General features: G+C 70.3%; 8 protein-coding genes. 7 read left to right on the top strand and 1 reads right to left on the bottom strand.

Annotation, left to right across the window (positions count from 1 at the left end):
- The first annotated feature begins 66 nt into the window (after positions 1 to 66).
- From obgE to AC5P09_RS24235, 7 genes are all read left to right on the top strand, one after another.
- Positions 67 to 1,503: a GTPase ObgE gene (obgE, locus tag AC5P09_RS24265; protein ID WP_493875901.1), complete on the top strand. Its 1,437-nt coding sequence runs from the start codon at positions 67 to 69 to the stop codon at positions 1,501 to 1,503.
- 144 nt (positions 1,504 to 1,647) lie between these two features.
- On the top strand, positions 1,648 to 3,135 hold the full coding sequence (locus AC5P09_RS24260; RefSeq protein WP_493875900.1) for an FG-GAP-like repeat-containing protein: 1,488 nt from the start codon (positions 1,648 to 1,650) through the stop codon (positions 3,133 to 3,135).
- A gap of 194 nt (positions 3,136 to 3,329) precedes the next feature.
- Positions 3,330 to 4,880 carry an alkaline phosphatase D family protein gene (locus AC5P09_RS24255; protein WP_493875899.1) on the top strand — a complete coding sequence of 517 codons (1,551 nt, stop codon included), beginning with the start codon at positions 3,330 to 3,332 and terminating at the stop codon, positions 4,878 to 4,880.
- Positions 4,881 to 4,988: 108 nt separating this feature from the next.
- Entirely contained in the window at positions 4,989 to 6,179 is a 1,191-nt protein-coding gene (locus AC5P09_RS24250) for a hypothetical protein (protein WP_493875898.1), read from the top strand.
- Positions 6,180 to 6,363: 184 nt separating this feature from the next.
- On the top strand, positions 6,364 to 7,863 hold the full coding sequence (locus tag AC5P09_RS24245; protein ID WP_493875897.1) for an SDR family NAD(P)-dependent oxidoreductase: 1,500 nt from the start codon (positions 6,364 to 6,366) through the stop codon (positions 7,861 to 7,863).
- Between the two features lie 191 nt (positions 7,864 to 8,054).
- Positions 8,055 to 10,169, top strand: coding sequence for a hypothetical protein (locus tag AC5P09_RS24240; protein ID WP_493875896.1), 2,115 nt, complete (start codon positions 8,055 to 8,057; stop codon positions 10,167 to 10,169).
- 242 nt (positions 10,170 to 10,411) lie between these two features.
- Entirely contained in the window at positions 10,412 to 11,638 is a 1,227-nt protein-coding gene (locus AC5P09_RS24235; protein ID WP_493875895.1) for a glycosyltransferase family 2 protein, read from the top strand.
- Between the two features lie 13 nt (positions 11,639 to 11,651).
- On the opposite strand, the gene AC5P09_RS24230 is transcribed toward AC5P09_RS24235, so the two are convergent.
- A complete protein-coding gene (locus AC5P09_RS24230) occupies positions 11,652 to 13,817 on the bottom strand; it encodes a hypothetical protein (protein WP_493875894.1) in 2,166 nt (721 codons plus the stop codon).
- Positions 13,818 to 14,044: the final 227 nt, after the last annotated feature.

Raw genomic sequence — 14,044 nt, 5'->3', positions numbered from 1 at the left:
CCGCCTTTCGCTTGTTACGCAAGTGACATATCTGTACGTATTTCCAAAGTGCTGGAGGCACCCCCAATGACCACCTTCGTGGACCGCGTCGAGCTGCACGTCGCCGCGGGTAGCGGAGGTCACGGCTGTGCCTCCGTACACCGGGAGAAGTTCAAGCCGCTCGGCGGCCCGGACGGCGGCAACGGCGGGCGCGGCGGCGACGTCATCCTGACCGTCGACCAGTCCGTGACCACGCTGCTCGACTACCACCACTCCCCGCACCGCAAGGCCACCAGCGGCAAGCCCGGCGAGGGCGGCAACCGTTCCGGCAAGGACGGCCAGGACCTGGTCCTGCCGGTGCCGGACGGCACCGTCGTCCTCGACAGGGCGGGCAACGTACTCGCCGACATGGTCGGGCACGGCACGTCGTTCGTCGCCGCGCAGGGCGGCCGCGGTGGCCTCGGCAACGCGGCGCTGGCGTCCGCGCGGCGCAAGGCGCCCGGTTTCGCGCTCCTCGGCGAGCCCGGGGACATGCAGGACATCGTCCTGGAGCTGAAGACCGTCGCGGACGTGGCGCTGGTCGGCTACCCGAGCGCCGGGAAGTCCTCGCTGATCTCCGTGATGTCGGCCGCCAAGCCGAAGATCGCGGACTACCCGTTCACCACCCTGGTGCCGAACCTGGGCGTGGTCACCGCCGGCTCAACCGTCTACACCGTCGCCGACGTGCCGGGCCTCATCCCGGGCGCCAGCCAGGGCAAGGGCCTGGGCCTGGAGTTCCTGCGGCACGTGGAGCGGTGCAGCGTGCTCGTGCATGTGCTGGACACGGCGACGCTGGAGTCCGACCGCGACCCGGTCTCCGACCTCGACATCATCGAGGCGGAGCTGCGGGAGTACGGCGGGCTCGACAACCGTCCGCGGATCGTCGTCCTGAACAAGATCGACGTACCGGACGGCAAGGACCTCGCCGAGATGGTGCGGCCGGACCTGGAGGCTCGGGGCTACCGGGTCTTCGCGGTGTCGGCGGTGGCGCACATGGGGCTGAAGGAGCTGTCGTTCGCGCTGGCGGAGATGGTCGGCGCGCACCGGGCCGCGAAGCCGAAGGAAGAGGCCACGCGGATCGTCATCCGGCCGAAGGCCGTCGACGACGCCGGCTTCACCGTGACGCTCGAGGAGGACGGCCTGTTCCGGGTGCGGGGCGAGAAGCCCGAGCGCTGGGTGCGGCAGACCGACTTCAGCAACGACGAGGCCGTGGGCTATCTCGCGGACCGGCTCAACCGCCTCGGTGTGGAGGACCAGCTGATGAAGGCCGGGGCCCGTTCCGGCGACGGCGTCGCCATCGGACCCGAGGACAACGCGGTCGTCTTCGACTGGGAGCCGACGGCGATGGCCGGTGCGGAGATGCTCGGCCGACGTGGTGAGGACCACCGCTTCGAGGCCCCGCGGCCCGCGGCGCAGCGGCGCCGGGACCGGCAGGCGGAGCGGGACGAGGCGACGCAGGAGTTCGAGGACTTCGAGCCGTTCTAGACCCGCTGGGCGCCCGGCCGGGGCACAGCACGGGATGACTCCGGGGAAGGTTCCGGCGAACGGCAGGGCAAGGCGGGGCAACCAACAGCCGCTCCGGCGAGTCGTACCGGGTAGTCAACAACCCGTTCGGTTCCCGGAGTCGCCGTGCCCCAGCCCCTGCCGCGCAGCCTGCGTCGTACCGTTGTCGTCGCCCTCGCGCTGCTCGCCGCGACCGGCACCGCACTCCCGACGGCCCAGGCGGCCGACCCCGCCGCCACCGAGTCGCGGGACGACTTCAACGGCGACGGCTACCCGGACCTCGCGGTGGCCGCGCCCGAGGCGAGCGTCGGCGGGAAGACGAAGGCCGGTTACGTGGCCGTGCTGTACGGCTCGGCGAAGGGCCTGACCACCTCGTCCAAGCAGGTCTTCAGCCAGAACATCGCCGGCATCCCGGGCGCCGCCGAGAGCGGCGACGAGTTCGGCAGCGCGCTGGCCACCGCCGACCTCGACCAGGACGGGTACGCGGACCTGGTCGTCGGCGTCGGCGGCGAGGACACGACGGCCGGGGGCGTCGACTCCGGCTATGTACAGGTCGTCTGGGGCGGTGCCCAGGGTCTGACGGGGGGCTCCTCGCTGGTCACGAGCAGCGATGCCGCGTACGGCAGGCTCGGCAGCCGGGGGAGGCTGACGGTCGGCGATGTCGACGGCGACGGGGCGTCCGATGTGGTGGCCGTGGCGAACGACTGGAGACTCCGGGCCGTCAAGGGCCCCTTCGGGCGGGACGGCGCCTCGCACGGCGGGGAGCGGTTCGTCCGGATCGACGACTCCGACCCCCGCGTCCTGGACCTGGCCGCCGGTGACGTGAACGGCGACGGCGTCGACGACATCGTGGGGACCACGAACCAGGGCGACGAGTACGACTTCCGTCGCATCACCTACTGGCAGGGCACCCCGGACGGGCTCGCGCCGCCGTCCCTGGTCCTCGACGGCAACGGCCACTGGCTGCAGGGCGGCGAGTCCGTCGACCTCGGCGACGTGAACGGCGACGGGTACGAGGACATCGTCGTGGGCCGCTTCGACGGCTACGACAGCGACGCCTCCACCCCGCTCGCCAAGGGCGGCCGGGTCGCCGTCGTCCCCGGCGCCGCGTCCGGCCCCGACGGGACGCGGCCGACGTACCTCAACCAGGACAGTGCCTCGGTGCCGGGCGCCGCGGAACTCGGCGACGCCTTCGGCTCCGACGTCTCGGTCGCCGACGTCGACGGCGACGGCTACGACGATGTCGCGGCGGGCGTGCCAGGCGAGGACTTCAGCGGGCTGACCGGCGCCGGCAGCGTGGTCGTCCTGCGCGGCGGCGCCAAGGGCCTGACCGGCACCGGCGCCCGGGTGTTCAGCCAGAACACGGCGGGCGTGCCGGGCGCGGCGGAGAACTCCGACGCCTTCGGCCGTACGACCCGTCTCGTGGACGCGAACCACGACGGCCGGGCCGAACTCGCCGTCGGCGCGCCGGGCGAGAACGCGAACGCCGGATCGGTGTGGGTGTTCCGGTCGACGTCCTCCGGTATCACGCCGACCGGTTCGTTCACCTTCGGCGCCGGGACGCTCGGCACGGTGGCGGCGAACGCGCGGCTCGGGTCCGGGTTCGCGTACTGACCAACCGTCATCGCCAGGGCAGGCGTGACCCGTTGCGACCGGACCGCGTTCATCGTGTTGTCCACGTGCCGTAACGGGTCTCCTGTTGTCTCCCCATCTGTCATGCACGCGAAGGTCTCTGTTCAGCGGGCGGACCGACCGAAGGCGTGAGCTTCCAGTGTCCAAGAGGCCAGCGAGGCAGGGGAGTTCGCCCGATGACCGGAGCAGTATCGCCCGACCGACGCCGCTTTCTGACCGCCGGGGCCGCCGTGCTCGGCGCCGCGGCCTCCGCCCAGCTGTGGCTGCCGAACACCGCCCGAGCGGCCGAAACGCCGCTGCCCGACGGTGTGTTCAGCCTCGGCGTGGCATCCGGCGACCCGCTTCCGGACGGCATCGTGCTGTGGACGCGGCTCGCCCCGGACCCGCTCAGCGGCGGCGGCATGCCGGACCGTGCGGTGCCGGTGGAGTGGCAGCTCGCGGAGGACGCCCGGTTCAGAAAGGTCGTACGCCGGGGGACCGCCCAGGCCCGGCCCGAGTACGGGCACAGCGTTCACGTGGATGTGCGAGGTCTGCGTCCGGGCCGGGCGTACTGGTACCGCTTCCGCGTCGGTGCGCAGTTCTCGCCCGCCGGCCGCACCCGCACCGCGCCCCACCCGCTCACCTCCCGCGGCCCCCTGCGCATCGCGCTCGCCTCCTGCCAGAACTGGCAGCACGGCTACTTCACGCCGTACGCCGACATGCTGGCCCAGGACCCCGACGTGGTCCTCTTCGTCGGCGACTACATCTACGAGTCGACGCCGTCGGCGACGGCCGTACGACGTCACGAGGGCACCGGCGAGCCGTACAGCCTCACCCAGTACCGCAACCGGTACGCCCAGTACCGCACCGACCCCGACCTCGCCGAGATGCACGCGAACGCGCCCTTCGTGGTCACCTTCGACGACCACGAGGTCGACAACGACTTCGCCGGCGAGATCCCGCAGGACCCGGCCAAGCAGCCGCACGACGCGTTCGTGGCCCGGCTGACCGCGGCCTACCAGGCGTACTACGAGCACATGCCGGTGCGCGCGAGCGCCGTACCGAACGGCCCGCACATCCGGATGCACCGCCGCCTGGAGTTCGGGCGGCTGGCGCGGCTCAACGTGCTGGACACCCGGCAGTTCCGCAGCGACCAGGCCACCAGCCAGGCCGGCGCCCAGGACCCGTCGCTGACGATGCTCGGCGCCGACCAGAAGCAGTGGCTGCTCGACGGGCTGCGCGACTCGCCGGCCCGCTGGAACCTGATCGCCTCGCAGATCATGATGGCCGAGACCGACCTCCAGGTCGGCGAGGGCAAGCTCTGGTTCTACGACGCCTGGGACGGCTACCAGGCCGAACGCAACGCGTTCCTCAAGGAGTTCAAGAGCGTCAGCAACCCGGTCGTGCTCACCGGCGACCGGCACCTGACGATGATCAGCGACCTCAAGGAGGACTTCGCGAACCCGGACTCCGCGGTCGTCGGCGCCGAGTTCGTCGGCACCTCCGTCTCCAGCAACGGCGACCAGGACCAGGCCGCCTTCCGCAAGGAGTGGGACCCGCGGATGGCGGACAACCCGCACTGGAAGCTGCTCGACGCCCACCGCGGCTCCCACCTGCTCGACATCCGCCGTGACGGTATCGACGCGCAGGTAAGAATCGTCGACACGGTGGTGAAGCCGCAGGCCACCCCCAGCACGCTGGCCAAGCTGCGGGTCGAGGCGGGCAGGCCCGGCGTCCGGCTGGTGTGACCTGGACCTGGAACCGAACGTGACGGGAGTCTGGGGCACGGGGGACTCATCCGGGTCCCAGGTCTCTCTCAGCGCAGTCTCAGGAATCCCTCTTACCGTCCTCTGACTATGGAGACGGACTGTACGAGACACGACGTTCCGGTGAACGCCGGGGTCCCCCCGCTGCCCACCGGCACCCGGCTGCTGCACATAGGCCCGCACAAGACCGGCACGACCTCGATCCAGGGCGCGCTGTTCGCCGCCAAGGACGCGATGCCCGAGCACGGCGTCGTCTTCCCGGCGGACAGCAGGCACCCCATGGAAGCGGTCCTGGCCGCGTGCGCCCGCCCCGGGATGATGGGCAACACCCAGCCCACCGAGCGGCACTGGCAGCGCCTGGTGGACCAGGTGAAGGCCACCGGCAGACGCACCTCGGTGATCAGCAGCGAGTTCTTCGCCGACGCGCCCGACGACGAGACCATCGCCCGGGTCGTCGAGGAACTCGGCGGTGAGCGGGTACACGTCCTCGTCACTCTGCGCCCGCTGGCCAGGATCATGCCCTCGCAGTGGCAGCAGTACGTCCAGAACGGCCTGCGCATGGGCTACGAGAACTGGCTTGAGCACATGCTCAAGAAGGCCCCGTACGAGAAGCCCAACCCGAGCTTCTGGCGCCGGCACCGGCACGACCGGCTGGTGGAACGCTGGGCCCGGGTGGTCGGTCCCGGGCGGATTACCGTCGTCGTGGTCGACGACCGCGACCGGGGCCATCTGCTGCGCACCTTCGAGCAGCTCCTCGGACTTCCCGACAATCTCCTGCGGCCCGTTCCGGACGCGGCGAACCGTTCTCTTACTCTCGCCGAGACCGAAATGCTGCGGAAACTTAATATGGAATTCCGCGGCAATGGCCTCCCGGACGAGCTCTATTCGCAGCTCGTCCGATACGGCGCCGTGATGCATATGAAGAATACGTGCGTTCCCGGTCCCCAGGACGTGAAGATCGGCACTCCGCAGTGGGCGGTGGAGGCCGCCGCCGAGATCGGCGCCGAGATGGCGGGGCGGATCGGCGGAATGGGCGTACGCATCCTGGGTGATCCTGCGCTGCTGTCCGTCGTGCCGCAGCCCGCCGAGGTGCTGCCCGGGGAACCGTTGATCGCGCCCGAGGTGGCGGCACAGGCCCTGTACGGCGCGCTCGCGGCGGCCGCCGCGGCGCCGGTCAGGCACACCGCGTCCGCCAAGGCGCGTACGGTTCACCAGACGTCGTCGAAGGAACTCGTGCGGGTACTCGGGCACCGTTGTCTGAAGCGGCTACGGCGCCGCTGAGTCCCTGTGGAGTTACTCACAGCAATTTCGAGGGCTCCGCGGAAGGGGTGTCACTCAAACACCGGGAGTACAAGGTGAATGACAGGTTGCGCGCACATATGCGGTGGACGGCGCTCACCTTGCACTGCGGTAACCACAAGTGGGACCATTTCCAAGTTCCCTGTCGCCCCAAGGTAGGTCACCTGTGTCACAGCGCATAGCCAAGCCCCGTACCACCGCAGTGATCCTGGCCGGTGGCACCGGCCAGCGCGTGGGTCTTTCGATCCCCAAGCAGCTGCTGAAGATCGCCGGCAAGGCAGTCATCGAGCACACCCTGACCACCTTCGAGAAGGCGGACTCGATCGACGACATCATCGTGCTGATGGCGCCGGGCTACGTGCCCGACATCGAGAAGATCGTCACGAAGGCCGGATTCCAGAAGGTCACGAAGATCATCGAGGGTGGCTCCACACGGAACGAGACGACCGAGCGCGCCATCGCCGCCCTGGGCGAGGGGCTGGCCGACGGCGAGGACCTGAACGTCCTGTTCCACGACGCCGTACGCCCCCTGCTGTCGCGGCGCGTGATCGACGACTGCGTCACGGCCCTGGAGCGCTTCCAAGCCGTCGACGTCGCCATCCCGTCCGCGGACACCATCATCGTGACCCGCACCCACGGCGAGGACGGCGAGTTCATCACGGAGATCCCGGACCGCTCCCGACTGCGCCGCGGCCAGACCCCCCAGGCCTTCAAGCTGTCCACGATCCGCCGGGCCTACGAGGTCGCCGCCGGCGACCCCAACTTCCAGGCCACGGACGACTGCTCGGTCGTACTCAGGTACCTGCCCGACGTGCCGATCCACGTCGTCGCGGGCGACGAGTACAACATGAAGGTCACTCAGCCCGTCGACGTCTTCATCGCCGACAAGCTGTTCCAGCTGGCCTCCACCGCCACACCCGAGCAGATGAGTGAAGAGCTCTACCGCGAACTCCTCACCGGCAAGACCGTCGTCGTCTTCGGCGGTTCGTACGGCATCGGCAAGGACATCGCCGAACTCGCCGAGTCCTACGGCTCCAAGGTGTACGCGCTGGGCCGCTCCACCACCGGCACCCACGTCGAGAACCCGGAGGAGGTCGACGACGCGCTGTCCAAGGCGTACGCCGAGACCGGGCGCATCGACTACGTCGTCAACACCGCGGGCGTGCTGCGCATCGGCAAGCTGGCGGAGACCGACAACGCGACCATCGAGGAAGCGCTGAAGGTCAACTACCTGGCCCCGGTGCAGATCGCCCGCTCGTCGTACAAGTACCTCGCCGAGACCAAGGGCCAGCTGCTGCTCTACACCTCCAGCAGCTACACCCGAGGCCGCGCCGAGTACAGCCTCTACTCCTCGACCAAGGCCGCCATGGTGAACCTCACCCAGGCCCTGTCCGACGAGTGGGCCGGCGAGGGCATCCGCGTCAACTGCGTCAACCCGGAGCGCACCGCCACGCCGATGCGCACCAAGGCCTTCGGCCAGGAGCCCGCGGGCAGCCTGCTCTCCTCGGAGGCCGTGGCCCGCACCTCGCTCGACGTGCTGCTGTCCGAGCTGACCGGGCATGTCATCGACGTCCGCCAGCAGGACCCGACGGCGTCCGCCGGGCAGGCTTCCGGATTCGAGCAGGCGCTGGCCAGTGTCCTGGATCGTCAGGACGGCGTGGCATAATCACCGACAATTAGTCGTCTGTCATTCAGGCCTCTGTGGCTGCTCGTTCGCGGAGCATTCGCAGGGGCCTGAATCCGTAAAATTACCGGACCGTGCACAAGCTTTTTTCCGGATTTTTTCGACTTTCACAAACCGGCACCCCTCCAAGAGCAGGTTTCTCCGTGATAAGCACCGCTATTCGCGTCGCCCGGGTGGGTAGCGCGGCAGAGCTGGCCGCAGCGGCCCTCATGATTCTGGGCTACCCCACCCTCATGCTGGCCGCGCTCGTCCCGAGCGTTCCCGCCTTCGCGGCCGCGACCGCCGTGACGTACCTGGCGGACCACTTTCTGCACCGCAAGGGCAGCTATCTGATCAACCGCCTCAGCAAGGTGCGGGCCGGTCTGTCGATCCGCTTCCTGATCAGACAGCTTCTGCTGATCCTGCTGCTGGCCCGCCTGTCCCTCTCGGACGACCTGGTCTTCTACGGGGCGACCGCCTGCTTCATCGCGTTCTACGGCCTCCAGGCCCCGCACGGCGCGCTGGTCACCCTGATCCGCAACCGCCGCCGGATGCCGGTCGCCACCCGCAATGTCGACCTGGCCTCGCGCATCCGCATCCCGGACGCCCCGCCGCAGGTCCTGCTGAACCGCTCCGCCGAGAAGATGCTCCACCTCGACCTCGCGGCCGTGGTCGGCATACTCGTCTCCGCCGGCCTGGACTCCGCCCTCGCCGGTTTCATCGGCATCGGCGTCACCCTGGTCCTGGGCTCCCTGTACGTGGCCGCGCTGCTGCCGTACGTCCGCGGCCGGCAGACCCCTCCCACCCCCGAGAAGGTGCTGGACGCGGTCGACGACTGGCTGCGCGAGTACCGGCCGGAGACGGTGCTGTACTTCTCCGGCTCCAAGGACTCGGCGTACCAGGTCAACATGTGGCTGGAGACCATGGAGCAACTGGACTCCAGGCCGCTGATCATCCTGCGCGAGCGCGTCATACTGCAGAACCTGGCGCCCAGTACGGTCCCCGTCATCTGCGTACCCGGAGGGGTGCACCTGATGAACATGGACCTGTCCACCGTGCGGGTCGCGCTGTACGCGGCGAACGTCGGCAAGAACATCCACCTGCTGCGCGTCCCGACCATGAAGCACGTCTTCATCGGCCACGGCGACAGCGACAAGCTGGCCAGCGTCAACCCGTTCAGCAAGGTGTACGACGAGGTGTGGACCGCGGGGCGCGCGGGCCGGGACCGGTACGCCATCGCCGACGTCGGCGTCCGCGACGAGGACATCGTCGAGGTCGGCCGCCCGCAGCTGGCGCCCATCCAGACCTGGCAGGGCGTGCCGGAGGGGCCCCGCGGCGGAGCCGCTGACGGACGCTGCCCCACGGTGCTCTACGCGCCGACCTGGGAGGGCTGGGACGACAACCCCGGCAACACGTCCATCCTGCTGGCCGGCGAGAGCATCGTGAAGAAGCTGGTCAAGGCCGACCCGCCGGTCCGTGTGCTGTACAAGCCGCACCCCTTCACCGGCACCGTCAGCGCCCGGGCCAAGGCCGCCCACCAGCGCATCACCGCCCTGGTGGGGAAGGCCGCCGCCCAGCGCGGTGCCGACCCGCGCTTCACGACCGACGCGGCCGCACAGGCCGAGGCCAAGGCGGACCTGGTCCGGATCGAGGCCCGGATCGCCGAGCTGGTCGGCAAGGGCGGCGAGAAGGGCGACGAGGCCGAGGCCACCCGCGATGGCCTGGTCGACGTCAAGAAGCACGAGGAGATCGCCCGGCTGCGGGCCGAGTGGAACGACGCGTACTGGCGTTCCTTCCCCACCTGGGAGCACCGGGTCGTCACCGGCGCCGAGCCGCGCCTGTACGACTGCTTCAACGTCTCCGACGCGATGGTCTCCGACATCTCCAGCGTGGTCTCCGACTTCATCGCGAGCGGCAAGCCGTACGCGGTCACGGACTCCGCCGAGCTGGGCGTGGAGGAGTTCAAGCGGCAGAACACGGCGGTGCGCGCCGCGGTGATCCTGTCCAACAGCGCGGCCGAGCTGGGCGAACTCCTCGACGCGGTGCGCGACCCGGCCGCCGATCCGCTGGCCGCGGACCGGACCGAGCTGAAGCAGTACCTGCTGGGCCCGGACGAGCCGACCTCCATCGAGCAGTTCAACACCGCGGTGGCCAACCTCGCGATCAAGGCCGAGACGCGCAACGTCGGCCAGGAGTCACGGGCGGCGACCGGTGCCGCCGAGGCCGCGGAGGCCGAGGCGGAGCTCGCGAACGCGGTGCCGGCGCCGGGGGCGGCACCAGCGGGCGAGGCGGACGGGCTGACTGCGTGACGCTGGGCTGAAGCGCCTTCGCTGAAAGGGGCCCGGTTTTCGAGGGAGTGATCCTCGAAAACCGGGCCCCTTCTACGTATCCCCTGGTGTGCGCCTCCGTCGACTCGCCGTCCTCCCTGTCGATTCACCGTGTGACTCGGCTCACGAAAGCAGGGTGCCAGGGCAACCGCTTGCCCGGACCGTCCGTCTATCAGGTCGCCAATGAGGCGATACGGGGAAATAGTCAGTGACTAGGGGGAAGCGTGACCCTGACGCAGCCTGATGTGAGCGTGATCATCGGGGCGTACGAAGCGATGCCCTACCTGGTCGACTGCCTCGCGTCCGTCGAGGCCCAGACCATCGATCCCACGCGCATCGAGGTCATCGCGGTCGACGACGGTTCGACGGACGGCACCGGGGAGTACCTGGAGGAGTTCGCGGCCCGCGCGGCCATGCCGGTCACGGTGATCCGGCAGGACAACTCCGGCGGCCCCAGCGGCCCCCGCAACGTCGGCCTCGGCAAGGCCGCCGGCCGCTACGTCTTCTTCCTCGACGCCGACGACCGCCTCGGCCCCGAGGCGCTCCGGCGCATGGTCGCCATGGCCGACGAGAACGGCACGGACGTCGTCCTCGGCAAGGTCGAGGGCGTCAACCGGTCCGCGCCGAAGTCGATGTGGGGCACGTCGGTGGGCCGTACCGACGTCTTCTCCTCCAACATCAAGTTCACGCTGAGCGCGCAGAAGCTGTTCCGCCGTTCTCTGCTGGAACACCACAGCATGCGCTTCGACGAGTCCCTGTTCACGGGCGAGGACGCGCTGTTCACGATGGAGGCCTACCTGCGGGCCGACGGCGTCTCCGTGGTCGCCGACCACACCTGCTACTACCTGGTGGGCCGCGAGGACGGCAAGCACGTGACGAAGAGCGGGAGTTACGTCCTGCGCTTCGACTCCGCACGCGCCCTGATGACCCTGATAGCCGACCTGCTCCCGCCCGGCCCGAAGCGGGACGTGCTGATGGTCCGGCCCTTCCTCGTCACGCTACTGCCGCAGTTCGGCCCCAGGTACCTCAAGGACACCGAAGAGGTCCGGCGGCACAAGATGGAACTGGCGCGGCCGCTGACGGAGATGTACTGGAACGAGGACGTCGCCCGCCGCCTCAGGGTCCACGAGCGGCTGCGGCTGCACCTGGTCGCCACCGGGCGGCCGGACCTCCTCGAGGACGTCGTGGAGTTCGTCCGGGCGAAGAAGGAGGCGCCGGCCGTCCTGGAGAGGAAGGGCCGCCGCCTCTATCTCGCCTACCCCCACTTCCGCGACGCCCCGGCCGGCATCCCCGACTCGGTCTACCTCGCCGGCCCCCGCGAGGCCCGCACCTTCCCGGGCTACCGCGAGGACATCGTCGGCACGTTCGTGCAGCGGGCGGCACGCAAGGTACGGCGGGCGCTGCCGGCGCGGGACGGGGCGGCGCGGGGCGGGCGGGCCGCGGCGGCGTGACGCGGCAGGGAGCTCACCGGGATGGTGTGGCGGGCTCGGGCTCCGTCTCGGGCCTGCGCTCGGATCCGGGCTTGCGCCTGGGCTCGGTGAAGGGTGTCGCCGTTTCCAGCCGCTGACCGGGAAGTTCCGCCGCCGACCGCTCCGCCATCCGCACCCGATGCTCCCGAGCCGCCGCACCCAGCGCCTGCGCGGCCTCGTTGAAGCGTTCCTGCGACGTCGGTTCGTCCGGTCCCAGCAGATACCGCTTCAACTCGGCCCGCGCCGCGACCAGTTCGTCCTTCTCCGGATGCCGCACCGCCTCCAGCAGCCCCGGCACCCCGCCCGCGTCCGGCGCCAGCACGGTCGCGGCCCGCACCGTCGGGAACATCTCCCGGAACGTCTCCTCCGGCAGCCCGCTGGTGTTGGCCACCGCATAGGGCTTCCCGCTCGCGAGGAAGTCGCTGACCACACTCGACACATCGCTGATCAGCAGATCGGCCCGGTTGAAGCAGGAGTACAGCGCGGGTCGGACATCCGTCACGACCTGGTGCTCCCACTCCGGCAGCGAGGCCCAGTACGCCTCGTCCCAGGCCTTGGCCGCCCGCGCCACCGCCTCGGCCCGCCCCGGCTCGGGCGTGGACTGCAGCAGCATCCGCTCGACCTGGTCGGCGCCGGACCGGCAGTCGATCGAGGTGAGGGCGTCCAACTCCTTGGTGAAGCGGGCGAGTTCGCCGTTGGCGGCGGGCCGGTCACCGGTTCGCTTCCGGTTCGCCGCGCGGATCAGGTCCCGGATGAGCAGGTCCGCCTCACCGGCGCGCGGGTCGACGGATCCCGTCAGCGGGTGCGGCTTGTAGAGCAGCCGTACGCCCGGATCCGCCAGCAGCGCCCGCACGAGGTTCTCGCCGGCCTCGATCACCGAGGTGTTGCCGGGGTTGCCGTCCCAGCCCTCCCAGGTGGGCGCGTACAGGACGGTGGTGTACGTACCGGTCGGCGGGCCCCCGTACGGCCGTACGGCGTCCAGCTGCGGGCGGCCGATCTCCACCACGTCCTTGTCCTCGACGCCGACCTCGGCCAGCGCGTACCGCTCGCGCGCCGCCGGACCGGCCACCCACACCTCGTCGTACGCCTTCGCGTAGGGGTTGCAGGAGGACAGCTTGTCGCTCTCGCCGTGGTTGACGAAGGTGTGCTTGAGGGTGGGGATGCGCAGGACCTGCGAGGTCTTGCCGGAGTTCGAGGGGTGGATCAGGACCTGGAGCGTGGACTGCTCCAGGCGCATCAGGGTGGACACCTTCGGCAGGCAGACGATTGGCACGTCGGTCGCGGCGATCTTCTGCACCATGAAGCGTTCGCGCAGCACGATCAGCGGACGGCCCTCCAGCCCGGCGAGCGGTTCCAGCCACATGTTCGCCTGGTATGCCGAGGAAGCGCCGCCGGAGAAGTAGAGGCCGACGGTCGGCCGGTACTCGGCCAGCCACGCGTCGAACCAGTCGAGGACCTCCTGCTCGCCCGCCGGACGGCGGCTCGGCAGCAGCCACAGGAGAAGGTCGAACAGGCCCATCAGCGCGAGCCCGAGGGACAGCGCGATCCCCAGGGCCGCGCAGCGCAGGTCGCCGGTGGCGGCCGTCGCCAGCAGGCCGGCCGTGGACGGCAGGCCGAAGACCAGCAGGCGGTGGCCGGGGCGGCGCAGCAGGACGGGCGGGGCCGGGGACAGACGCAGCGCGGAGGCGTCGATGTTCCGGGTGACCACGGGCAGGGTGCGGGTGCGGCGGACCAGGACCGACAGCGCCTGGATCGCGCAGTGCAGCGCGTAGAAGGCGAGCAGACCGGCGACGAGCGGGGCGTAGACCGTCTCCCGGTCCTGCTCGCCCAGCCGCAGCAGCCCGAAGACCAGCAGCAGGTCGCGCAGGACGTGCCGCACGGTCAGGTCGGCGTGCGACTTGGCGAGCACCGTCACCATGCCGCGCTGCCAGCGGTGCAGCACGCCCTCCGCGGCCACCGAGGCGACGGTCGCGGCGAGCAGCAGTGGCAGGTGGGGCAGGAGCGCCCCGACGGCCTGGACGGTGAAGGAGGCCGCGAACAGGGCGGTGAGCAGCGCGCTGGGCGCGTGCCGGCGGAGCAGGAGCCCTGTCGGGTTCGTCCACCGGGCGAGGAAGAGTCCGGCGAGCCGCCGGCGGGGGAGGGGTTCAGACACTGCGGTCACTCCAAGGTCGGCGCAGGACGTCGTGCGCCCGGGTTAACGCCCGCCGACCACCGGACGACACGCACGTGTCCGGCAGCCCCTGGAGTGACCGCTGACTGTCGCTAGGGCCTGTCCGGCGGATCATGCCGCAGGCGCGGGGCAGCAGTGACAATCAGCCGCTCCGCGGCGGGCGCCGATCTGCGGCGTTGTCGTCGGTTGCCGATTCCCCCACTCTCGACTTCGCTCGA

This window comes from Streptomyces sp. a15 (genome assembly GCF_059026085.1).
This window is presented reverse-complemented; position numbering and strand designations above follow the sequence as displayed.